The 23,424-nt window shown below is 63.8% G+C and carries 19 protein-coding genes; 5 read left to right on the top strand and 14 right to left on the bottom strand.

Annotation, left to right across the window (positions count from 1 at the left end; all coding sequences use genetic code 11):
• Window positions 1-5: 5 nt before the first annotated feature.
• The gene (gene alaS / locus A9K66_RS23475; RefSeq protein WP_067328295.1) at window positions 6-2,675 is read right to left on the bottom strand and encodes an alanine--tRNA ligase; all 2,670 of its coding nucleotides are present in this window, start codon (window positions 2,673-2,675) and stop codon (window positions 6-8) included.
• A gap of 268 nt (window positions 2,676-2,943) precedes the next feature.
• Window positions 2,944-4,044: a recombinase RecA gene (gene recA / locus A9K66_RS23470; RefSeq protein ID WP_067328293.1), complete on the bottom strand. Its 1,101-nt coding sequence runs from the start codon at window positions 4,042-4,044 to the stop codon at window positions 2,944-2,946.
• A gap of 280 nt (window positions 4,045-4,324) precedes the next feature.
• On the opposite strand from recA, the gene A9K66_RS23465 reads away from it, so the two are divergent.
• Window positions 4,325-5,263, top strand: a complete 939-nt coding sequence (locus A9K66_RS23465) for a carbohydrate kinase family protein (RefSeq protein WP_067328291.1) — start codon at window positions 4,325-4,327, stop codon at window positions 5,261-5,263.
• A 49-nt stretch (window positions 5,264-5,312) separates the two neighbouring features.
• On the top strand, window positions 5,313-6,230 hold the full coding sequence (locus tag A9K66_RS23460) for a pseudouridine-5'-phosphate glycosidase (RefSeq protein WP_067328289.1): 918 nt from the start codon (window positions 5,313-5,315) through the stop codon (window positions 6,228-6,230).
• A 3-nt stretch (window positions 6,231-6,233) separates the two neighbouring features.
• Here the strand turns inward: A9K66_RS23460 and A9K66_RS23455 are convergent, their stop codons facing one another.
• Window positions 6,234-6,557: a TfoX/Sxy family protein gene (locus A9K66_RS23455; RefSeq protein ID WP_066995104.1), complete on the bottom strand. Its 324-nt coding sequence runs from the start codon at window positions 6,555-6,557 to the stop codon at window positions 6,234-6,236.
• Between the two features lie 89 nt (window positions 6,558-6,646).
• On the opposite strand from A9K66_RS23455, the gene A9K66_RS23450 reads away from it, so the two are divergent.
• Window positions 6,647-7,144, top strand: a complete 498-nt coding sequence (locus A9K66_RS23450; protein ID WP_067328459.1) for a GFA family protein — start codon at window positions 6,647-6,649, stop codon at window positions 7,142-7,144.
• An 8-nt stretch (window positions 7,145-7,152) separates the two neighbouring features.
• On the opposite strand, the gene A9K66_RS23445 is transcribed toward A9K66_RS23450, so the two are convergent.
• From A9K66_RS23445 to A9K66_RS23410, 8 genes are all read right to left on the bottom strand, one after another.
• Entirely contained in the window at window positions 7,153-7,671 is a 519-nt protein-coding gene (locus A9K66_RS23445) for a DUF2199 domain-containing protein (RefSeq protein ID WP_082954037.1), read from the bottom strand.
• Window positions 7,672-8,058, bottom strand: a complete 387-nt coding sequence (gene sufA / locus A9K66_RS23440; protein ID WP_067328457.1) for a Fe-S cluster assembly scaffold SufA — start codon at window positions 8,056-8,058, stop codon at window positions 7,672-7,674. It abuts the gene before it with no gap.
• 108 nt (window positions 8,059-8,166) lie between these two features.
• The gene (locus tag A9K66_RS23435; RefSeq protein WP_066995299.1) at window positions 8,167-8,559 is read right to left on the bottom strand and encodes an SUF system Fe-S cluster assembly protein; all 393 of its coding nucleotides are present in this window, start codon (window positions 8,557-8,559) and stop codon (window positions 8,167-8,169) included.
• A gap of 5 nt (window positions 8,560-8,564) precedes the next feature.
• Entirely contained in the window at window positions 8,565-9,806 is a 1,242-nt protein-coding gene (locus A9K66_RS23430; protein WP_067328285.1) for a cysteine desulfurase, read from the bottom strand.
• A 103-nt stretch (window positions 9,807-9,909) separates the two neighbouring features.
• Window positions 9,910-11,184, bottom strand: a complete 1,275-nt coding sequence (gene sufD / locus A9K66_RS23425; RefSeq protein ID WP_067328283.1) for a Fe-S cluster assembly protein SufD — start codon at window positions 11,182-11,184, stop codon at window positions 9,910-9,912.
• A 25-nt stretch (window positions 11,185-11,209) separates the two neighbouring features.
• The gene (gene sufC / locus A9K66_RS23420; protein ID WP_066995090.1) at window positions 11,210-11,965 is read right to left on the bottom strand and encodes a Fe-S cluster assembly ATPase SufC; all 756 of its coding nucleotides are present in this window, start codon (window positions 11,963-11,965) and stop codon (window positions 11,210-11,212) included.
• A 26-nt stretch (window positions 11,966-11,991) separates the two neighbouring features.
• Window positions 11,992-13,509: a Fe-S cluster assembly protein SufB gene (sufB, locus tag A9K66_RS23415; RefSeq protein WP_067328280.1), complete on the bottom strand. Its 1,518-nt coding sequence runs from the start codon at window positions 13,507-13,509 to the stop codon at window positions 11,992-11,994.
• A 237-nt stretch (window positions 13,510-13,746) separates the two neighbouring features.
• Entirely contained in the window at window positions 13,747-14,907 is a 1,161-nt protein-coding gene (locus A9K66_RS23410; protein ID WP_067328278.1) for a cysteine desulfurase family protein, read from the bottom strand.
• A gap of 247 nt (window positions 14,908-15,154) precedes the next feature.
• Here A9K66_RS23410 and A9K66_RS23405 point away from each other — a divergent pair, with 247 nt between their 5' ends.
• Complete coding sequence (locus A9K66_RS23405; protein WP_066995082.1) at window positions 15,155-15,829, top strand: alpha/beta hydrolase; 675 nt, start codon at window positions 15,155-15,157, stop codon at window positions 15,827-15,829.
• 29 nt (window positions 15,830-15,858) lie between these two features.
• On the opposite strand, the gene A9K66_RS23400 is transcribed toward A9K66_RS23405, so the two are convergent.
• Together A9K66_RS23400 and A9K66_RS23395 are read right to left on the bottom strand one after the other, a co-directional pair.
• The gene (locus A9K66_RS23400) at window positions 15,859-16,740 is read right to left on the bottom strand and encodes a phosphatase PAP2 family protein (protein ID WP_197507510.1); all 882 of its coding nucleotides are present in this window, start codon (window positions 16,738-16,740) and stop codon (window positions 15,859-15,861) included.
• Window positions 16,741-16,746: 6 nt separating this feature from the next.
• Window positions 16,747-18,390: a glycosyltransferase family 39 protein gene (locus tag A9K66_RS23395; RefSeq protein ID WP_067328273.1), complete on the bottom strand. Its 1,644-nt coding sequence runs from the start codon at window positions 18,388-18,390 to the stop codon at window positions 16,747-16,749.
• 338 nt (window positions 18,391-18,728) lie between these two features.
• Between A9K66_RS23395 and tyrS the strand changes: the two genes are divergently transcribed.
• Window positions 18,729-19,982, top strand: coding sequence for a tyrosine--tRNA ligase (tyrS, locus tag A9K66_RS23390; protein ID WP_067328454.1), 1,254 nt, complete (start codon window positions 18,729-18,731; stop codon window positions 19,980-19,982).
• A 9-nt stretch (window positions 19,983-19,991) separates the two neighbouring features.
• Here tyrS and A9K66_RS23385 read toward each other — a convergent pair whose 3' ends face one another.
• On the bottom strand, window positions 19,992-23,402 hold the full coding sequence (locus tag A9K66_RS23385; RefSeq protein ID WP_067328272.1) for a DUF3971 domain-containing protein: 3,411 nt from the start codon (window positions 23,400-23,402) through the stop codon (window positions 19,992-19,994).
• Window positions 23,403-23,424: the final 22 nt, after the last annotated feature.

The following is a 23,424-nucleotide window of genomic DNA, read 5'->3' as shown; positions in this document are numbered from 1 at the left end:
GAACACTAAGCGGCTTCGAGCGCCGCCTTTACCGCCGCGATGGCGTCGTCCGCCTTGGAGGCGTCGGGGCCGCCGGCTTGCGCCATATCGGGACGCCCGCCGCCGCCCTGCCCGCCAAGCGCGGCGGACGCAACACGGACGAGATCGACAGCGCTGAAGCGGCCGGTCAAGTCGTCGGTGACGCCGACCACCACGCTCGCCTTGTTGTCCTCGCCGGCGCCGATAAAGACGACCACGCCGGAGCCCAGCGTCTTCTTGCCGGCATCCGCAAGCGGCTTCAGGTCCTTCGGCGCGACACCGCTGACCGCTTTGCCGAGGAAGCCGACACCCGCAACCGTCTCGTTGGTGGCCGGAGCATCGGCAACGGCCGCGCCGCCGCCAAGGGCCAGTTTCTTGCGCGCCTCGGTGAGCTCTTTCTCGAGTTTCTTGCGCTCCTCGAGCAAAGTCTCGACACGCGCCGGAACGTCGGCCGGCGAGATCCTCAAGGTCGCCGCGGCTGCCTTCAGGCGCTTGTCCTGCTCGTCGAGATGCTTGCGCGCCGCCTCGCCGGTCAGCGCCTCGATGCGGCGCACGCCGGCGGCGACCGCGCTGTCCGACAGGATGCGCACAAGGCCGATATCGCCGGTCGACCTGACATGCGTGCCGCCGCAGAGCTCGACCGAATAGGGACGGTTGGCCTTGGCGCCGTGCAGGCCGGTGCCCATCGAAACGACGCGCACCTCGTCGCCGTATTTCTCGCCGAACAGCGCCATCGCGCCCTCGGCAATAGCATCGTCCACCGACATCAGCCGCGTCGTCACCGGACTGTTCTGCACAACGATCTCGTTGGCCATGCGCTCGACATCCTCGATCTCCTCGGCCGAGATCGGCTTGTTGTGCGAGATGTCGAAGCGGAGGCGATCAGGCGCGACCAGCGAACCCTTCTGCGCGACATGGGTGCCCAGCACCTCACGCAGCGCCTCGTGGATGAGATGCGTCGCGGAGTGATTGGCGCGCAGCTTCGAACGGCGCGCGTGATCGACCTTTAGCTCCACGGCAGCGCCGGTCTTGATCGTACCGCCCGTCACCTTGCCCAAATGCACGAAGAGCCCGTCGGCCTTCTTTTGCGTGTCGGTGACCTCGATCGAGAAGCCGTCGCCGGACATCATGCCGGTATCGCCCATCTGGCCACCGGATTCGCCATAGAACGGCGTCTGGTTGACGACGACGGCAACCGCGTCGCCCTGCCCGGCGCTGTCGACGATCTTGCCATCCTTGACCAAGGCCTGGATCAGGCCTTCCGCCTCTTCCGTCTCGTAACCGAGGAAATCGGTGGCGCCGGTCTGCTCGCGCACCGGGAACCAGACCGTCTCGGTCGCCGCTTCGCCCGACCCCGCCCAGTGCGCGCGCGCTTCCGCCTTCTGCCGCTCCATCGCAGCGGTGAAGCCGGCAAGATCGACCGAGATGTCGCGTTGGCGCAGCGCATCCTGCGTCAGGTCGAGCGGGAAGCCATAGGTGTCGTAGAGTTTGAAGGCCGTCTCGCCATCCAGCATGTCGCCGGCGTGCAGCTGTTCCGTCGCCTCCGAAAGCAGGCCGAGACCGCGGACCAGCGTCTTGCGGAAGCGCGTCTCCTCGAGCTTCAGCGTCTCTGTGATCAGCGCTTCGCCACGCACCAGTTCCGGATAGGCCTGGCCCATCTCGCGCACCAGCGCGGGCACCAGCTTCCACATCAGCGGCTCCTTGGCGCCGAGCAGCTGCGCGTGGCGCATGGCGCGACGCATGATGCGACGCAGCACATAGCCGCGGCCTTCATTGGAGGGCAGCACGCCGTCGGCCACCAGGAAGGATGACGAGCGCAAATGATCCGCGATCACGCGGAAGGATGCTGCGTTCTCCTGGTTGTGACCGTGCCCTAGCGCCGAGCATGCCGCATCGATCAAATGCCGGAACAGGTCGGTCTCAAAGACGCTCTCCACTCCCTGAAGGATCGAAGCCATGCGCTCCAGGCCCATGCCGGTGTCGATCGACGGGCGCGGCAGGTCGATGCGCTCGTCTTTCGTCACCTGCTCATATTGCATGAACACCAGGTTCCAGAATTCGAGGAACCGGTCGCCGTCCTCCTCCGGGCTGCCGGGCGGACCGCCCCAGATATGCTCGCCGCGATCGATGAATATCTCCGAGCACGGACCGCAGGGACCGGTGTCGCCCATCGCCCAGAAATTGTCAGAGGTCGGAATGCGGATGATGTGATCGTCTGAGAAGCCGGCGATCTTCTTCCAGTAGCCGGCCGCCTCGTCGTCGGTGTGATAGACGGTGACCAGAAGCTTGTCCTTCGGCAGGCCGAATTCCTTGGTGATCAGGTTCCAGGCAAGCTCGATCGCGTGCTCCTTGAAATAATCGCCGAACGAGAAATTGCCGAGCATCTCGAAGAAGGTGAGATGGCGCGCGGTGTAGCCGACATTGTCGAGATCGTTGTGCTTGCCGCCGGCGCGCACGCTCTTCTGCGCGGTCGCGGCGCGCGAATAGGACAGCTTCTCCAGGCCGGTGAACACGTTCTTGAATTGCACCATGCCGGCGTTGGTGAACATCAGCGTCGGATCGTTGCGCGGCACCAGCGGGCTGGAGGCGACGATCTCATGGCCCTCCTTGCGGAAGTAGTCGAGGAATGTCGACCGGATCTCGTTCACGCCACTCATGGATACTGCCTTTTCGCGAAAACCGCCGGCCAGGCCGGCGGCAAATGGGCTTTCGTGTGTCAGAAGATAGATTGGCCTTTTAGCCGTAGCTCTTGACCCTGTCCAGAAACACGGAACCAAGGCCAATCCTCAGGCTGGGCGGCCTGTGCCCTCGCCCCCAAACGCAAACCGCCGGCACGAAGGCCGGCGGTTCGAACGCAGTACTAGGGAACTCGATTACATCAGCTTTAGATAATGGATCCGGATTATGGCCGAACTCCGGCAGTGCCTACATCGCGCCAGCCTCGTCCTCGAAGCTGTCGTCACCACCGCCTTCGGAGCCGCCGTTCTCGAGGAATTTTTCGGCGATCAGCCCGGCATTCTGCCTCAGCGCCAGCTCGATCTCGCGCGCCGTGTCCGGATTGTCGCGCAGGAAAAGCTTGGCGTTCTCACGGCCCTGACCGAGACGCTGCGAATTGTAGGAGAACCAGGCGCCCGACTTCTCGACCACGCCGGCCTTGACCCCGAGATCGACGAGCTCGCCGGTCTTCGACACGCCCTCGCCATACATGATGTCGAACTCGACCACCTTGAAGGGCGGAGCCAGCTTGTTCTTCACCACCTTGACGCGGGTCTGGTTGCCGACCACTTCGTCGCGATCCTTGACCGAGCCGATGCGGCGGATGTCGAGGCGCACCGAGGCGTAGAATTTCAGCGCATTGCCGCCGGTCGTGGTTTCCGGCGAGCCGAACATGACGCCGATCTTCATACGGATCTGGTTGATGAAGATGACCATGGTGTTGGAGCGCGAGATCGATGCGGTCAGCTTGCGCAGCGCCTGGCTCATCAGACGGGCCTGCAGGCCGGGCAGCGCGTCGCCCATCTCGCCCTCGATTTCGGCGCGCGGCGTCAGCGCCGCCACCGAATCGACCACCAGAACGTCGATTGCGCCGGAGCGCACCAGCGTGTCGCAGATCTCCAGCGCCTGCTCACCCGTGTCGGGCTGCGAGATCAGGAGGTTTTCGAGGTCTACGCCGAGCTTGCGGGCATAGACCGGATCGAGCGCGTGCTCGGCATCGACGAAGGCGCAGATACCGCCCTTCTTCTGGGCTTCCGCAACCGTGTGCAGCGCCAGCGTCGTCTTGCCCGAGCTTTCCGGCCCGTAGATTTCGATGATGCGGCCGCGCGGCAGCCCGCCGACGCCGAGCGCGATGTCCAGCCCGAGCGATCCCGTCGGCACGGTTTCGATCTCGACCACCTGCTCATTGGCGCCGAGCCGCATGATCGAGCCCTTGCCGAAAGCGCGCTCGATTTGCGACAGCGCCGCATCCAGAGCCTTTGATTTGTCCACTGCCTTATCCTCTACAAGCCGCAAACTATTCTGAGCCATGATACATCACCCCTTGGTCGTCAATGAAGGCCGGACAATCCGTGATCCCTGCCAGTTTGTACCTTTTTTGTTCTCATCTGGCAAGAGGCAGCAAATGACTGGAAAACAAACAATATCTGGATTTGTTCTATTTTTGTCTCATTAGAGATGGCGTGAACCAGTGCTGCTGATCCAAGCGAGATCTCGTTATCCGGGCGGCCCGAATCGCGACCCGATTGCGGGGCGATGCGCGGAAACCTAGTGTGCGCACGCAAACAATCAACGAGGTCACCTCCGCGGCATGCCGACATCCCCAAACATCCTGGCGCTGGGCGGCGCCCATATCGACCGGCGCGGCCAGGTCTCGGGCCCTTACGTGCCCGCCGCATCCAATCCCGGCATCATGCGCGAGGATGTCGGCGGCGGCGTCTTCAACGCGCTGCGCAGCATTGTGAAGCGCGGCGTCTCGGCCTCGCTGCTTTCGGTGCGCGGCGGCGATGCGGCGGGTGAGACCGTCGCATCGGCGATCGACGAGGCCGGCATTGCCGACCTTTCGGCGGTGTTCCTCGACCGCACGACGCCGAGCTACACTGCGCTGATCGACAGCGAGGGGGAGCTGATCGTCGGCTTTGCCGATATGGGCCTTTACGACCTCGCCTTCCCCAAGCAGATCCGCCGCGCCAAGGTGCGCGAGGCGATCGCCGAGGCAGACGCGATCCTCTGCGACGCGAACCTGCCGACGGCGGCCCTCGAGCGTCTGGTTGCGCAAGCCGGCGACAGGCCGATTTTCGCCATCGCCATCTCGCCGGCCAAGGTGGTGCGGCTGGCGCCGCTGCTCGGCAATCTTTCGCTGCTGTTCATGAACCGCCGAGAGGCGGCGGCGCTGGCTGGTGCGGATATTTCCGGCCGCGATCTTGTCGGGGAACTCAGGCGGCTGAGCTTGACGGCAGGCGTGATCACGGCCGGCAGTGCTCCGGTGCTCGGCTTCGACCAATCGGGCGTCTTCGCCATCGACCCGCCCTCCCCGCGACGAGTTGCCGACGTAACCGGCGCCGGCGACGCCCTGACCGGAGCAACGGTTGCCGCGCTGCTGCGCGGGCTGCCTTTGCGGAGGGCACTGCGCGAAGGTGTTGCCGCGGCGATGCTCGCCATCGAGAGCGCTGAGGCGGTACCGTCTTTCACCGCCGGCAGTTTTGGCCAGGCGCTTGCCCTTGTGCCCGAGGCACGGGTGGTGGCATAGGGCCACAAACTATCTTGCCGGAGTGTTTTCTCCGGAGTGGAGAACGGACATGACGCCCGAAACCGCCCGCCCCTTCATCGACATTCATCCGCCAGTGGCGGAGGCGCTTGCCGCCGGGCGGCCTGTGGTGGCGCTGGAAAGCACCATCATCACGCACGGCATGCCATACCCCGACAATGGCGCGATGGCCGCCAAGGTCGAGCAGATCATCGCCGATGGCGGCGCCGTGCCGGCGACGATCGCCGTGGTCGATGGCCGCATCAAGATTGGCCTTTCCGATGGCGAGCGCGAATCGCTTGCCATGACCGGCGACGCCATGAAGCTGTCGCGTGCCGATATCGGCTTTGCCGTCGCCCAAAAGCGCACCGGCGGCACCACCGTGGCCGCCACCATGATCGCCGCGCACATGGCTGGCATAAAGGTCTTCGCCACCGGCGGCATCGGCGGGGTGCACAAGGGCGCCGAAAAGAGTTTTGACATCTCGGCCGACCTCGACGAGCTGGCGCGCACGCCGGTCGTCGTCGTCTCGGCCGGCGCCAAGGCGATCCTCGACATCGAAAAGACGCTGGAAGTGCTGGAGACGCGCGGCGTGCCAGTCATCGGCCATGGCTGCGAGACCATGCCGGCCTTCTGGTCCAGGCAATCGCCCTTCCGCGCGCCGCTGACGTTGCATGCGCCTGAAGATATCGCGCATTTCTATCATATCCGGCAGGCGCTCGGCCTCGGCGGCGGCATCCTGGTCGCCAATCCGGTGCCGCAGAACGATGAGATCCCGGCAGCCGAGATGGACGGCTACATCCAGGCCGCGCAGAAGGCGGCCGAAGCGCAGAACATCACCGGCAAGGCGGTAACGCCGTTCCTCCTGTCGTGGATTTTGGAGCTCACCGGCGGCCGCAGCCTCAAGACCAATATCGCGCTGGTCGAAAACAATGCGCGGCTGGCGGCGGAGATCGCGAAGGCGCTGTAAGCCTTATCTGCCCGCGCGCCGCCCCGCTTCATAAGCGCGCCGCGCCCAGACCGCCATTTCGTCGGGATCGTCGAAGGCGCTGTCGGGAACGCTCCAATAGGGCATCGCCACCTCCTTGCCGTGCCGCGAGCCGGTATAGGTCCATTGGCTACAGCCGGCGGCTTCGAATTCGGGGATCGTCTCCTCGTCGGCCTTCAGCATCAGTTCGCCGCGCACGACCACCGCGACGATGACGCCGTCGCAATAGATGCCCTTGCCGCCGAACAGTTTTCGGATGCTGATCGGCCCCAGGCTCTCGAACAATTCTTCGAGGCGGTCATTGTCCATGCCGCAATCATCTCATCCGGCATGGGCCTTGTCATCGCAGCAACCAACAGCATGCTGACAGGTTGAGACATGAAATGGAGTTTCGCGCCATGCCTGTCCTGCTCAAAGGCTCCTGCCGCTGCGGCGCCGTCCGCTTCGAGGTGGAAAGTCACACGCCCGTGCCGTTCATGCTCTGCTACTGCTCGATCTGCCGCAAGCAGCAGGGCGGCGGCGGTTTTGCCATCAATCTCGGCGCCGACAACGAAACGCTCAAGGTCACCGGCAAGCCCAATCTCGGCGTCTACCGCGCTGAGATCGAGGACGACGAGCATCCGCACTGCGAGGTCTCGACCGGCGAGCGCAATTTCTGCAAGACATGCGGCGCCGCGCTCTGGCTCTACGACCCGACTTGGCCGGACCTCGTCCACCCCTTCGCCTCGGCGATCGACAGCGACCTGCCGAAGCCGCCGGAAAAGGTGCATCTGATGCTGAAATACAAGGCGAGCTGGGTCGAACCGGCGATCGGCAAGAACGACAAGGTGTTCGAGCTCTATCCCGAAGAATCGATCGCCGACTGGCACAAGCGCACCGGCTTGTGGATGGACTAAGCCTGAATCTAAGAGCGATGGGTTAGCGCAACCCAGCGCTCGATCTGCCTCACATCTACCCCTTCGCGCTGCGCGGCGACCAAGGGGTGGTCTGCATCATGCAGAAAAACCCTGGGACGCAGATTGCCGGGCTGAAACACAACATTGGCATGCAGGTGCATCGAGCTCGGATACTCAGGAATGTCGTGCATCAAATACCCGAAGCAGAGCTCGTCCTCATATTGGCCGCTATCATACCCGGCTCGATAGACATTCCAGCTTCTTTCCGAGACCGACATCCAAACACCGAAACAGAACTCTTCGGACAACTGAGGTACCGGCAAGGGCAGCAGGCAACGAATGAAGCGGTCTGTTTGCCCCGTGGCGTAGCTCACCACGCAAAAATCGTCGTTCCTGCGGAAAGTCGACCGAGCTACCTCGTCAAGCGCGTCTGGATTCACCGGTGCGCCAAAGGCTATATCGGTGGGAAGTCCGGTGAACTCCTGGTCACAGCAGGCACATCGCCAGCGATATGCCTCGGCGCTCACCTAAGCAGCGCTTGAAGCGCGCGCCTCCGCCAGCGCCTTGAGATCGGCCGGCTTCAGCTCGACGGATTCGCCGCAGCCGCAGGCCGAGCTCTGGTTCGGGTTCCTGAAGGTGAAGCCGGTTCGCAGCGTCGTCTGCTCGAAATCCATCTCGGTTCCGAGCAGGAAAAGCGCCGCTTCCGGCGCGACATAGACGTGCGCGCCGTCGCGCTCGATATGATCGTCCTTGGGGTTCGGCTCGGTGACCAGATCGACCGTGTATTCCATCCCGGCGCAGCCGCCCTTCTTGATGCCAAGGCGGATCCCATGCGCGTTGTCGCGCGTAGCGACGATCTCACGCACGCGGTCCGCGGCCTTGTTGGTCATCGTGATGACGGCGAAGCGTCCCATGTCATTCTCCACGTTCGCGCGGGTTCAAGGCCCGCGGAATGAGTCTGCCTTTAAGATGGTGAAGTTTCACCTTTGCTGCAAGCCAGCCAACCTTAGTGGGGTCGCTGGCTAGTACCATCCAACCGCGACCTGCGCCTCTTCCGACATCCGGTCGGGTGTCCAAGGCGGGTCGAACACCATGTTGACCTCGACGCCCGAAACCCCCTCCACGGCGCCGACGGCGTTCTCGACCCAGCCCGGCATTTCGCCGGCCACCGGGCAGCCCGGCGCGGTCAGCGTCATGTCGATCTTGACCGTCCGGTCGTCCTCGATGTCGATCCTGTAGACGAGGCCGAGCTCGTAGATGTCGGCCGGGATTTCCGGATCGTAGACCGTCTTCAGCGCCGAGACGATATCGTCGGTCAGCCTCGCCAGCTCATCGGCGGGGATCGCCGAGGCCGAGACGAGGCCGTTACCGGCCGTTTCCGGCGCGGTCTCTGCGGTGGTGCTCGCATCTTCCATGGTCGTCACCCGAAGAACTTTCGCGCCTTTTCCAGCGCATCGGCCAAAGCGTCGACTTCGGCCCTGGTGTTATACATGCCGAACGATGCCCTGCATGTGGAGGTTACGCCGAAGCGTTTCAACAGCGGCTGGGCGCAATGCGTGCCGGCGCGGACCGCGACGCCTTGCCTGTCTATAAGCATCGACACGTCATGGGCGTGGATGCCCTGCAATTCGAACGAGATGATGGCGCCCTTGCCGGGCGCGTCGCCGAAGATGCGCAGCGAATTGATGGCGCGCAGCCGCTCGTGCGCGTAATTCTTGAGGTCCGCCTCATGCGCCGCGATGCGCTCGCGGCCGACCTTTTCCATATATTCGAGCGCGGCGCCCAGCCCGATCGCCTGCACGATCGGCGGCGTGCCGGCCTCGAAACGGTGCGGCGGCTCGTTGTAGGTGACGATGTCTTCCGTCACCTCCTCGATCATCTCGCCGCCACCCATGAAGGGCCGCATCGCTTCCAGCATGTGCTTCTTGCCGTAGAGCACGCCGATGCCGGACGGACCGTAAACCTTGTGGCCGGTGAAGACGAAGAAGTCGCAATCGAGGTCCTGCACGTCGATCGGCATATGCACAGCGCTCTGGCTGCCGTCGACGAGCACGGGAATTCCACGCGGATGCGCGATGCGCACGATCTCCTTGATCGGCGTCACCGTGCCCAGCGCGTTCGACATGTGGGTGATGGCGACGAGTTTTGTGCGGTTCGTCAGCCGCTTCTCGAATTCCTCGATATGGAAGGCGCCGAGATCGTCGACGGGCACCCAGACAAGCTTCGCGCCCTGCCGCTCGCGGATGAAATGCCAGGGCACGATGTTGGAGTGGTGCTCCATGATCGAGAGCACGATCTCGTCGCCCTCGCCGATCCTCGGCATGCCGTAGCCATAGGCGACCGTGTTGATCGCCGAGGTGGTGTTGGAGGTGAAGACGATGTTGTCGGTGCTCGGCGCATTGAGGAAGCGGCGTACCGTCTCGCGTGCTTTCTCATAAGCATCGGTCGCGGCGTTCGACAGGAAATGCAGGCCGCGATGGACATTGGCGTAGTCCTGGGAATAGGCGTGCTGGATCGTGTCGAGCACCACCTGCGGCTTCTGCGCCGAGGCGCCGTTGTCGAGATAGACCAGCGGCTTGCCATAGACCTGCCGCGACAGGATCGGGAAGTCGCGGCGGATCGCCTCGACGTCGTAGGGAGCGGTTTCGATCTTCTGGTCCATCACAAGGTCTTTCGAGGCTTCGCCTCACTCCGTCCAGCACCCCTCATCCGTCTTGGCGCTCCGCGCCAATTCACCTTCTCCCAAGTAGGAGAAGGGGAAAGCGCTATCCGTGCGTCGAAAACCAGGCGTCGAGCCGCGCTTCGAGCGCATCGACTAGCGCCTCGTCGTCCAGTTCCTCGATCACTTCGGCGACGAAAGCCTTCACCAGAAGGCCGCGAGCCGCTTTCTCGTCAATGCCGCGCGCCATCAGATAGAACAGATGGTTGTGGTCGATCTCGGTGACCGTCGCGCCGTGACCGCAGACGACGTCGTCGGCGAAGATTTCCAGTTCCGGCTTGGTCGAGAACTCACCCTCGTCCGACAGGAGCAGCGTGTTGCACGCCATCTTAGCGTTGGTCTTCTGCGCGTATTGGTGGACGTTGATGCGACCCTGGAAGACACCCCGCGCCTTGCCGGTCACAACGTTGCGGATCACTTCGGTTGAAGCGGTGTGCGGCACGGCATGGTCGAGCACCATGGTGGTGTCGGTATGCGTGTCGCCGGCCAGAAGGTTGATGCCGCGCAGCTTGAAATCGGCGCCCTCACCAGTCGTCCTGACCACGACTTCCTGGCGCACCAGCTTGCCGCCGGCGTTCATCACGAACAGCGTCAGCTTCGCGTCCTTCCCGATATGCGCCTTGAACTGAGCAAGGTGCGTCGCCGTGTCCGGCTGCTCCTGCACGATCAGCCAGGTCACCTCGGCACCGTCGCCGACCACGAGCTGGCTGACCGAACTGACGAGCGCGGCTTCGCCGCCCTCGCCCGTCTGGCGCTCGACGATGATTGCCTTGGCGCCGGCACCGACACGTGCCAGGAGCCGCACATGCGTCTGGCCGCCGCCCTGCAGGTTCTGCAGCTCGATCGGCTTTTCCAGCTCGGTGCCGTCGGCGATATCGACGAAATAGCCGTCGGCGACGAAGGCCGTGTTCAGCGCGCCGATTGCGTCATCGGCGCCATAGCGATCGAGCCCCGGCGCGACACTGCCGTCGGTGAGCTTCTCCGACAGGCGCTGCACCGTGACGCCTTCGATCGCAGGCGCCTTGGCGCTCGAAACACCGTTCAGCACCGGCAGAACGGCCGAACCGTCGAGGACCGGATCGAGCGCCTTTGCGATGTCCCCGGCCTCGAAGACCGGCACCGAGGTCAGCAGCCGGCGCAGGTCCGTATAGTGCCAGGATTCGACGCGGCGCGTCGGCAGGCCGTGCTTGATCGCCTCGATCGCGTCGTCGCGCTTGACCATCACTGCGCCGTCGCCGGGCAGCAGCGATAGCCGCTCGCCGAAGGCGTCGATCAGCGCCGTTTCGGCCAATGTCCGCTGGGGCTGTGCGTGCATGTTCATTGCTCTTGCCTCACTTGGCCCCATCTCACGCGGCTTGCCCGATCACGCCGGCATAGCCGTTGGTTTCAAGATCGAGCGCAAGCGACTTGTCGCCAGACTTGATGACCTGGCCCTTGTAGAGCACGTGCACGCTGTCCGGCACGATGTGCTCGAGCAGGCGCTGGTAGTGGGTGATGACGACGATCGCGCGTTCGGGCGAGCGCAGCGCGTTGACGCCATCGGCGACGATCTTGAGGGCGTCGATGTCGAGGCCTGAATCGGTCTCGTCGAGCACGCAGAGCTTCGGCTCGAGCAGCTTCATCTGCAGGATCTCGGCGCGCTTCTTTTCGCCGCCGGAGAAGCCGACATTGAGCGGCCGCTTCAGCATGTTCATGTCCATGTTGAGCGAAGCGGCGGCGTCCTTCACGCGCTTCAGGAATTCCGGAACCTTCAGGGGCTCCTCGCCGCGCGCCTTGCGCTGCTCGTTCATGGCCACTTTCAGGAATTCCATGGTCGCGACGCCCGGTATCTCCATCGGATACTGGAAGGCAAGGAAGATGCCGGCGGTAGCACGTTCGGCCGGATCCATTTCGAGGATCGACTGGCCGTTATAGAGGATGTCGCCTTCGGTGACCTCGTAGTCCTCGCGGCCGGCGAGGATGTAGGACAGCGTCGACTTGCCCGAACCGTTCGGGCCCATGATGGCGGCGACCTCGCCGGCTTTGACCGTCAGGTTCAGGCCACGGATGATCTCCGTGCCGTCCTCGACGATGCGGGCATGCAAATTCTTGATCTCAAGCATATTTTTTTCCTGAATATCTTCTGCGGTCAGCCGACCGAACCCTCGAGGCTGATGCCGATCAGCTTCTGCGCCTCTACGGCGAACTCCATCGGCAGCTGTTGGATGACGTCCTTGACAAAGCCGTTGACGATCAGCGCGATCGCCTCTTCCTCGGGGATGCCGCGCTGCATCACGTAGAACTTCTGGTCCTCGGATATCTTCGACGTCGTCGCCTCGTGCTCGAACTTCGCCGTCGCGTTCTTGGCTTCCATGTAGGGCACGGTGTGCGCGCCGCACTGGTCGCCGATCAGCAGCGAATCGCAGTTGGTGAAGTTGCGGGCGTTGGTCGCCTTGCGGTGCGCCGAGACTTGGCCGCGATAGGTGTTCTGCGAGAAGCCGGCGGCAATACCCTTGGAGATGATGCGGCTCGACGTGTTCTTGCCGAGATGGATCATCTTGGTGCCGCTGTCGACCTGCTGATAGCCGTTCGAAACCGCGATCGAATAGAACTCGCCGCTGGAATCGTCGCCGCGAAGGATGCAGCTCGGATATTTCCAGGTGATCGCCGAGCCGGTCTCGACCTGCGTCCACGAGATCTTCGAACGGTGGCCGCGGCAGTCGCCGCGCTTGGTGACGAAATTATAGATGCCGCCCTTGCCCTCGGCGTCGCCCGGATACCAGTTCTGCACCGTCGAATATTTGATCTCGGCATCGTCGAGCGCAATCAGCTCGACCACCGCGGCATGCAGCTGGTTCTCGTCGCGCTGCGGCGCCGTGCAGCCTTCGAGATAGGACACATAGGCCCCCTCCTCGGCGATGATCAGCGTGCGCTCGAACTGGCCGGTATTCTTCTCGTTGATGCGGAAATAGGTCGACAGCTCCATCGGGCAGCGCACGCCCTTCGGCACGAAGACGAAGGAGCCGTCGGTGAACACGGCCGAGTTCAGCGTGGCGTAGAAATTGTCGGAAGTGGGCACGACCGAGCCCAGATATTTCTGCACCAGTTCAGGGTGCTCGCGGATCGCTTCCGAAATCGAGCAGAAGATGACGCCGGCCTGAGCCAGCTCCTTCTTGAAGGTGGTGACGACCGAGACGGAATCGAACACGGCGTCGACCGCGACGCGGCCGGACTTGTAGACGTTGTCGTTGGCCTCCTCCAGCTCCGAAGCGTCGGTCTTCTGCACGCCGGCGAGGATCTCCTGCTCCTTCAAAGGAATGCCAAGCTTCTCGTAGACCTTGAGCAATTCGGGATCGACCTCGTCCAGCGACTTCGGTCCCGGCGTGCTCTTCGGCGCCGCGTAATAGTGGATGTCCTGGAAGTCGATCTTCGGATAGTGGACGCGCGCCCAGGTCGGCTCTTCCAGCGTCAGCCAGCGCCTATAGGCGCCCAGACGCCATTCCAGCATCCAGTCCGGCTCGCCCTTCTTCTCAGAGATCAAGCGAATGATGTCTTCGCTCAGGCCCTTGGGGGCCTTGTCCATCTCGATCTCTGTCTGGAATCCATATTTATACTGGTCGACGTCGATCTTTCGGACTCGATCGATCGTCTCCTGCACAGCAGGCATAAGCGTTCTCCATCCACGCCGGGGTCAAGGCCCGGCAGTTTTCAAACTATGGCACCGCAGAAACGCGCCCCGGGAAGGACTCGGCTGCGGAGTAAGCTCCATATAGTGCGTTCCGGCCGGAAATTCACCCGTCCAAACGAAACGCACGGCTTTACCAGGCCGGATGGCCTGAATTCGTCTTTCGAACACCGGATTTCAAGAGCCGCCCGGGATCTCTTGTCCGATGCCCTGCCGCCGTCAGGCAGCCTTTTCTTTTCCAGCCCGACGCGCGGCTATGCCCGCCAGAGCCGCCCGGAACGCCTCGATCTCCTCGGCGCCGGTGGCGCGGCCAATCGAGACGCGCAAGGCGCCAAGGCTCTCGCCGTGGCCCATCGCCTTCAGCACATGGCTTGGCCCGACTTTCCCCGACGAGCAGGCGGAACCGGCCGACAGCGCAACACCGGCGAGATCGAAGGCGATCTGCGCCGTCTCGGCCTTGACGCCGGGAATAGCGAAGAATGTCGTATTGGCAAGCCTTGGCGCTGCCGCTCCAAAGATTTCCGTATCAGGGACGAGCTCCCGGACGATGGCTTCGACCTTGTCGCGACGGCGCGCGACCGCTTCCATGTCTTCCAGGCCGGCGAGTGCTGCCCGCGCCGCGGCACCAAAACCGGCAATGCCGGGAAGATTCTCCGTGCCGGCGCGATGGCCCTTTTCCTGGCCGCCGCCTTTGATCAGCGGCTTCGGCATCATCAGATCGGCCCGGGCGACGATGGCGCCGACGCCCTTCGGGCCGCCGATCTTGTGCGAGGAAAGGATCAGATGATCGGCATAACCGGCTGACATGTCGATCGGAATCCGTCCTGCCGCCTGCACGGCATCGACGACCAGCACGCCGCCCGCTTCCTTGACGATCTCGGCGATGCGTCCGATCGGCTGGATCACCCCCGTCTCGTTGTTGGCGGCATGGATCGCCACCAGCGGCAGGCCGGCAGCCTTGTCATGCGCGGAGAGCGCCGTAGTCAGCGCCTCGAGATCGGCAATGCCGTCTCGATCGACGCCGATCCTCGTCACCTGCGGCGCCGAGAACCGCCCGCCATTCAGAATGCAGGGATGATCGGCGGCCGAGACATAGAGGTGGCTGATGCGGACAGAGCCGCGCCCCATCTGCCAGTCGGGAGCAAGCAGCGTCGATGCGGCCTCCGTCGCGCCGGAGGTGAACACGACGTGCTCGGGCCTGGCATTGACCAGCCCTGCCACGTCACGCCTGGCATCCTCGATCAGCCGCCGCGCCGCGCGGCCCTCGCTGTGAACCGACGACGGATTGGCGGCATCGAGCGCCGCGACCGCCGCCGACCGCGCCTCTGCCATGAGAGGTGCGCTGGCGTTGTAGTCGAGATAGGCGCGAGTTGCGGCCATTTTCCTTCAGTCGATCCTGTCAGCAGCCATTCCGCGAGGACAGCGCGTTATTTCCTTGAAATTGCAAGGCGAGCCGTCCTATTTACCCGGCTTGCGGCGCGGGCGGCCGAGAAAATGCGTTCTCGGCACCCAGTTTTGAACAATTCTAAACTAGCTTCTAGGAAGACGCTTGCCCGGCGTCAAGGCCACAGAATGGGCCAAAGGAAGAGTCCGGGCTCGCGCCTTCGTATGCCACGTGGAGTATTTTATGCCTGAGGTCATTTTCGCCGGTCCGGCTGGTCGCCTGGAGGGCCGTTACCAGCCTTCCAAGGAAAAGAGCGCGCCGATCGCCATTGTGCTGCATCCGCACCCGCAATTCGGCGGCACGATGAACAACAAGATCGTCTACGACCTCTTCTACATGTTCCAGAAGCGCGATTTCACCACGCTTCGCTTCAATTTCCGCGGCATCGGCCGCAGCCAGGGCGAGTTCGACCACGGTACCGGCGAATTGTCGGACGCGGCCGCTGCGCTCGACTGGGTGCAGTCGCTGCATCCGGATTCCAAGAGCTGCTGGGTCGCGGGCTATTCCTTCGGCTCATGGATCGGCATGCAGCTGCTCATGCGCCGGCCCGAGATCGAGGGCTTCATCTCGGTCGCCCCGCAGCCCAACACCTACGATTTTTCGTTCCTGGCACCCTGCCCGTCGTCCGGCCTCATCATCCATGGCGATGCCGATAAGGTGGCGCCGCCCAAGGACGTCCAGACGCTGGTCGACAAGCTGCACACGCAAAAGGGCATAACCATCACGCAGAAGACTATCTCCGGCGCCAACCATTTCTTCGCCAACCACGCCGAACTGCTGATCGACGAATGCGCCGACTACCTCGACCGGCGGCTGGCCGGCGAGCTCGCCGATCCACGGCCGAAGCGGCTGAGGTAGATTTCGGGCGATCCTTAGACCAAATAGCTCTACGGGCGGTCAGCCGACAATTGCTCGCGGCTCCGCCTCGCCAGCGATGTTTTGTCCTTGGATCCGCTGGAAGACAGCAGCCGGAACGTGCGCTTGGGCACGGGTCTGGTCGACGACGGCCGTCGGAAGATGAAACCGAGCCGCGCGAAGACCAGCCCTGCGGCGATCGCAAAGGCAAGGCCGAGCCCAAAGCCGGCCACTGTGTCGCTCGGATAATGCGCGCCGACGAAGACGCGCGTCGAAGCGATCAAGGCCGTGGCCGCAAGCGCGATGTGCCAGCGCCTTGGAAACAGCAGCAAGAGGACGCCGAACACCGCCCCCATCGTCGTGGCATGGCCGGACGGAAAGCCGGCGAAGCGCGCATCCATGGCGAAGGGATGCAGCGACAGCACCCCGTAATCGTTGAAATAGAGCGGCCGGGCCCGGCCGATGCCGTATTTCAGTAAGTTGACGGCCAGCCCGGAAAGACCAACCGCGCAAAGCACCAGGAAAGCGAAGCAGGTCCAATTGTAGACGAGCAGACGCGACGACCTGGAAAGCCGTCGCCAGTCCGTCAGGTTGGCGGCGACGAGGCAGAGAACCGCGGGGATGAGATACCAGCCGCCCAGGCCGAAATCCGTTAAGAAGTCGGTGAAACGGACGAAGCCTGGCGTCCACCCGCCGCGCATCCTGCCGGCGGCGCTGTCCAGGGTGAGGCCAATGGCTATGGCCAGCAGAAGCCATGCAGAGACCCAGACGAGCCAGGGAATCTCGGGATAGCGCGCGGGACGCACTGCAAAACGCCGCTGCACGATGCGCGTCGTGTCGAGGAAGTTGCCGAGCGAACGGCGGTAAAGAGAAACGGCGGACATGGCTCTATAGGGGTCTTCGAGCTCCGACATTATTCCTCACTGGGCCACTCGATAAAGGCCGAGCGCCAGCTTGTCTCCTGACGAATAGTTGAGCCCGTCGATCTCGGTCAGTCGCTTCGCCGACTTGCCCTGCCCGGCAAGCAGCTCGTTGAGCTTTTGCTCCTCCTTGACCGGCGCCAGTCCCAGCGCACAGGTCGGATCGGCCAGCAGGTGCCTTGCCACGCCATCGACGTCGGTCAGCACGGTCTTGGTCCCGACCAGGAACACCAGGCTCGGCTCGTGATAGGGGGACGAGGCGAGCACCGTGGTGTCGCAAGGACGGTTGGCATCGACGGCTGCCCTGATGGCCGGGCTCAGCCAGATCGGCCTCAGCGACGGCGCAATCACGCCGAACAGCAGGCTGAACGTTACGCCCGCGCCGATCGCGATCGCCGCGATGCGTTCGAGCGGCACCTGCAATTGGCGCGGGAAAGCCAGATAGCCGGTCACGAGCGCGGCGATCGCCGCCGGAATGCTCCACCAGGAAAAGGCTTTTGCGAGATAGAGCGGCGCGCCTATGCATACTGCGGCTAGCCCGATCGACACGACGACGACGCCGAAGGCGGTCGACCACCACAGCCAGTTCTGCCAGCGCTTGAGCGGCGCATTGGCCTTGTCCTCCGGCAAGGTGAGCAGCCAGCCGATCAGCAGCGCCATGCCGGGATAGGCCGGCAGCACATAATGCGGCAGCTTGGTCGGGATCGCCTCGAACACCAGCCAGAAGGGGATATACCAGGCGAGACAGAAGCGCAGGCGCGGGTCGTCCCAGAAGCGGTTGATGGCCTGCAGCCCGGCACCGACCGCGATCAGGCCGAAAGGCCACATGAACAGCGAATAGGTGAGCATATAGAAGCCCGGCGGCAGGCCATGCGATTCCTCGCCTTGCGCCACCTTGTTCAGCATGTCCTTGCCGACCGCCTCCTGGAAGAAGGCGCCGCCGCTCTTCCAGCTGATGAGGATGATCCAGGGCAGCACGATGACGAGCACGATTGCGACGCCGCGCACCAGCTTCAGCTTCAAAAGCCAGCGCCAGTCGCGTTCGAAGGCGAACAGCGCGCCGGCCGTCAGCAGCGACAACAGCGGAGCGACCGGACCCTTGATCAGAATACCCAGACCCTGCGCGATCCAGAAGATCCATGGCAGGTGGCCGGCAACCGGCTCCTTGCGGCGCGCGGCCAGATAGACCTGCGCCAGCGCGCCTTGCGCGGCCACGCAGCAGGCGAGCAACATGGCGTCGGTCTTGGCGTCGCGGCCTTCGAAGGCGGTGGCGAAGATGGCGGCCATCATCAGGCCGGCGGCAAGGCCGGCATTGGCGCCGAAGAGTTTTGTACCGGTCCAGCCGATGCCCACGACGGCGAGCGCGATGCCGAGCATCGAAACCAGTCGATAAACCCAGATCGGCGCTTCGGCCCCCTCACCGCTCAATGCGACAGCCGCCGATTGCAGCCAATAGATGCCGATCGGTTTCTTGTAGCGCGTCACATCCTGCAGGCGGATGTCGATGTAGTCGCCGGTCTCGACCATCTGCTTGGTCGACTGGACGAAGCGGGATTCGTCGCGGTCGATCGGCGGCAGGCTTGCCAGCCCGCTGACGGTCATCAGGATGCTGAACAGAAAGAGGAGGAGATAGTTCCTGTTCATCGCGGGAGCTTGTCCGATCTGATCTGCGGGATAGCCCCGTCGCGGCGTGTCGGGGCGTGCTGCCCTTGCGCGGGCGCCTCATTACGCCAGCAAAAGAGGCGAAGCAAGGATGCGGCGATAGCAGGCAAAGCCCCAAGCCACTTTCGCTGATCGCCCATTTGCCCGTTGAAGCGCGATCCCACGCAAACCGGAAACCACTTTTGCTGATCACCTGTTTGCCTCTTGAAGCGCGATCCTACGCAAAACCGGAAACCACTTTTGCTGATCGCGCTTGGATGCTAAACGCGCCCCTTCACGTCAAGCTCGGCCAAATGCCGTGCGATCTCCGGGAAGAAAAGATGTCCGCCTTCAAGTCCGATTTCCTGCGCATCATGAGCGAGCGCGGCTTCATCCACCAGATTTCGGATGAAACCGGCCTCGACCAGCTTTTCGCCAAGGAAACGGTGAGCGCTTATATCGGCTTCGATGCGACGGCGAAGAGCCTGCATGCCGGATCGCTGATCCAGATCATGATGCTTCACTGGCTGCAGCAGGCCGGCCACCGGCCGATCGCGCTGATGGGCGGCGGCACCTCGATGATCGGCGATCCTTCTTTCAAGGACGAGGCGCGCAAGCTGCTGACGCCTGGGGACATTGAGAGCAATCTCGTCGGCATCCGCCGCAATTTCGCGCCTTATCTCAAATTCGGCAGCGGCGCGGGCGACGCGGTGATGGTTAACAATGCCGATTGGCTGATGGAGATCAACTACGTCAGTTTCCTGCGCGATGTCGGCCGGCATTTCTCCGTAAACCGCATGCTGGCCTTCGATTCCGTGAAGCTCAGGCTCGACCGCGAGCAGTCGCTGTCGTTCCTCGAGTTCAACTACATGATCCTGCAGGCTTACGACTTCGTCGAGCTCTACAAGCGCGTCGGCTGCCGGCTGCAGATGGGCGGCTCCGACCAGTGGGGCAACATCGTCAACGGCATCGATCTCGGTCATCGCATGGAAGGCGTGCAGCTGTTTGCGATGACGACGCCGCTGCTCACCACCTCGTCGGGCGCCAAGATGGGCAAGTCGGCCTCCGGCGCTGTCTGGCTCGACGGCGATATGCTGTCGCCTTACGAGTTCTGGCAGTACTGGCGCAACACCGAGGATGCCGATGTCGGGCGCTTCCTGAAGCTCTACACGACACTGCCGCTCGCCGAGGTCGCGCGGCTCGAAAAGCTCGGCGGCTCGGAGATCAACGAGGCGAAGAAGATTCTCGCCACCGAGATCACCGCCATGCTGCATGGCCGCGAGGCGGCCGAAACGGCTGCAGAGACCGCGCGCAAGACTTTCGAGGAAGGCGCGCTCGCCGACACGCTGCCCAGCATCGACGTCGCCAAGGCTGATCTCGAGGCCGGCATCGGCATCCTGTCGCTGTTCGTCACCGCCGGGCTCGCCGGCTCCAATGGCGAAGCGCGCCGGCATGTCCAGGGCGGTGCCGTGCGCCTCAACGACCAGGTGGTGACCGACGACCGGCGCGTGGTGACGCTTGAGGACCTGGGCGCGGAAGGTGTGGTGAAGCTCTCGTTCGGCAGGAAGAAGCACGTTCTGGTGCGGCCGATTTAGTCGGGCTGATCACCGATATTCGAAGATTGAGCGAAAAATTCCCGGCGCCACCACCGACAGCGGATTGATGTTGAGCGTCGGCTTGTTGGCGTTGCCGCGCAGCCGGTAGGTGACGCCGATCAGGCCGCGGTCGCGGCCGTTGCCGAGCAGCGGGCCGAACAGCGGCAGTTCGCCGAAGATGCGATTCAGCCCATAGACCGGCATGAAGGTGCCGGTCATGTCCATATTGTTGTCCTGGTCGTAGAGCGTGCCCTGGAAGGTGGTGCCGATGCGCGGACCGCGCAACAGACCGTTTGCCAGTCTGAGATAGCCGGAGCCTTTGTCGATCTCGGCATAGCCGCGCTCGAACTGCACCCTTGAGGTGTCGATGTTGGCCTTGACCGCCTGGTTGAGGCTGCGCGTATCGCCGGCCGGCCTGGTCGACACGATCGACGCAAGCTTCGGCTCGTTGACGACATAGAAATTGCTGGCGTCGACCTGGCCCTTCATTGGCCCGTCGGCGTCGCCCGCCAGCGACAGCGTGATGGCTCCGCCCTCCATATGCTCGTAAATGTTGAGGAAGCGCAGGATAGCGCCGGCATCGGCCGATTTCATCCTGAGGGACCGGCCGCCGTCGCCGGTGGTGTTTCGGACGGCAATGGCGGCACCCGAACTCGCCGTCGCACTGACATCGAGACCATTCACCCGGGAGCCGGCAGCGCTGTAATTCAGCTTGAGGTTCGACAGCACCTCGTCGTGAAAGCCGGTCAGCGACTTCACGTCGGCGCTGACCGAGATCGCGTCGGCGCCGGCGCCTTTTGTGGCTGTATCAACGTCTGAGGTGAACTGTTTGATCAGCGAGCGGGCGTCGAGAGAGTCGCCGCTGACATTGACCGCATAGCTTTTGCCCGACCGTTTGACCGAGACCGCGACGTCGTCTCCCCTGTTGAGCGCGACCTTGCTGAAGCGGGCCGAGGACAGCGCCCCGTTGACCAGTATCACGTCGCCGTCGATCGAAAAGCTCTTCCCATCGAGATCGAAGTCGGACAGCGTGGTCGTGCTGCCGGACTTTGCCATCGTGAAGGTGACCTTGGCCGGAATGCCGGCACCCTTGCTCCATCCTGCCCAGGGGATGTCGAGCCTTGCGTTGGTCAGGTCGGCCGACACGTTCTGGACACCCTCGCCGCTCTTGTCGATCGCCACCTTGATGGTTCCGGAAAGCAGCGGCGACAGGCCGGGCATTGCTGCAGCGCGCGTCTTGTCGTCGATCACCAGCGCGACCTTACGGCTGCGCGGCGGGCCACTGTCCTCGAGCGGCTCGACCAGGTCGAGCTCGGCCGGAATGCCGTTCAGCTTCGCCTTGGCCGATATCACCGCACGGTCGGGGCTCACGGTGATCGACCCGTCGGCCTCGGTCACCATCTGGTCCTCGAACGGCTTGGCTAAGGAAAGATCCTGGTAGTCCAGCGCCACCAGCCAGTCGAGCCTCGAGGTATCGACGCCGGAAGTCAGCGGAATGTCGGCCCGCACATGCCCGGTGACGGTGCCGCTCAAATCCTCAGGCGCAAGCCCGACATGGCGCATGGCGTTGATCGGCTCAAAGGAGGCGAGTTCGGCGATCGCCGGGGCTTCGCCGGCGACATCGATGTCGAGAGAGCCGATCACGGGCGAAACATTCGCCTGCTTGATCGTCAGTGTGCCCCCGCTTGCCGCCACGGTGCGGCCGCTCGGCATAAAAACGCTGCCCGAGGACAGCGTGATATCGACATCGTTGCCGTGGAAGGCAACGACACCGACCGCATCGCGGATCGGCGGAATGCGCCCCGCAGTATCGAAGCGCGAGCCCTCGACTTGGAAGCGGCCGAACACCTCGTCGCCGGAAAGCGGAACGCCGTTGCCGAGCCGCCCAGGAACGACCTGGAACTGCAGGTTGGCGTCGACCACACGGCCGCCGAACAGGTTGTCCAGCACCCAAAGCCGCGCGTTGCGGGCAGAGAACCAGGGCCACAACTGCTTCACATGCGAAACCGGCATGTCGTGTACATTGAGCGACAGCGACACACCCGGCGGGCCATTGTCGATGAAGGCGAGCGACGCCGTGCCCAGCACGTCGCTCGAACCCCCGGAGCGGACGCCGATCTGCTCGGCGACGAGCTTGCGGCTCTTGGTCTGGTAGACGCCGGCGACCCGGGCAAGAAACTGAAGCGCCGGCTCCGGCGATTCCGAAGGCGCGAGCGTCGAGCCGTCGCTGACAAGGTCATAGCGGTAGGACGGCTCCTCGCCCGCGGCTGCCGGTTTCGGCCCGATCGAGCCTGAGAAATCGAATGTCGAGCGGCCGGTCCTGATCAGCAATTTGTCGACCGAGACCTTGTTTGATCCCGCGACCAATGTGGCCCTGGCATCGACGTCGGCCGGCAGCAGCCCGCGCGAGCCGAGATCGAGCACCGAGCCGCCGAGCGACAGCGACGCCGTCAGCCGCGACGGCGTGTCGCCGGACGCCTCGGCGCCCGAAAGCTTCAGCGCAACAGAACCAAGCTTGCCGCCCTGGGCGGCGAAGTTCCCGCCGCTGGAGCTTCCCTGAGCGGGCGCTACGCCGACGTCGGCTATCGCGACGGCGGCGTCCAGCGATGCTATCCGCCTGGCGCTCGGATCGCGCGCCGCGGAGGCGCTCAGGCTGACATGCCGGCCGTCGACATCGGCATTTGAAGACAGTTCCATGCTGCCTGTGCCCGTCTGCCCAACAGTGGCCTCGGCGACGGTCACACGCCTGACCGATCCGCCCGGCGGCAATTCGAACTCGACGTTGCGGAGGTCGATCTGGCGCATCGATTCCGCGCGCACCGTATCCAGCGCCGCGTTGACGCCGCCAAACACCGCCGCCGATACTTTCTCCGGATCGACCAGGCCATCCTCGTTGCGCAAAGCCGCAGTCCAATCACCGCTCCCGGACGGCATGGCGGCGACCATGATGCGAGCATCGGAGAACCGGGCGCTGGTGAGCTTGACCTCGCCGGATAGCAGCGGCAGCAGGCGCATGCCGAAGCGGACGCGCCCGACATCGGCCATCGGCTTGCCGTCGGCCGTCTTCAAGCTGACGTCGCTGACCTGCAGAGCGACGAAGCTCGACCCATCGAGCGTCAACCGCGCCGGCCCAACGGTGACGTTGAGATCGACGCCAGCGAGCTTCTCGATGGCCGTCTCGGCTTCGGCGCGAAGTCGCTCGGTGCCGATGCCTGACGTGCCAAGCACATAGACGCCAATTGCCGCCAGAAGCACCAGCGCGCAGAGCCCGGCGAACACCCGACCGAGGATGCGGAAGCGCCGGCGCACCGAAGCACGGCCGAGCGGCGGCACGCTGCACGCGGACGGAAAGGCCGCCAGGTCGGTGATCTCGTCACGCCTGAACCTGATCTTCTCGTGCTGCGGTTGCTCCTGATCCAAGCAATATTCCGTTGTAAACGTA

The organism is Mesorhizobium sp. AA23 (genome assembly GCF_001672435.1).
GTDB lineage: Bacteria > Pseudomonadota > Alphaproteobacteria > Rhizobiales > Rhizobiaceae > Mesorhizobium.
The sequence above is the reverse complement of the archived record's forward strand: the minus strand, read 5'-3'. Positions and strand labels throughout refer to the sequence as shown.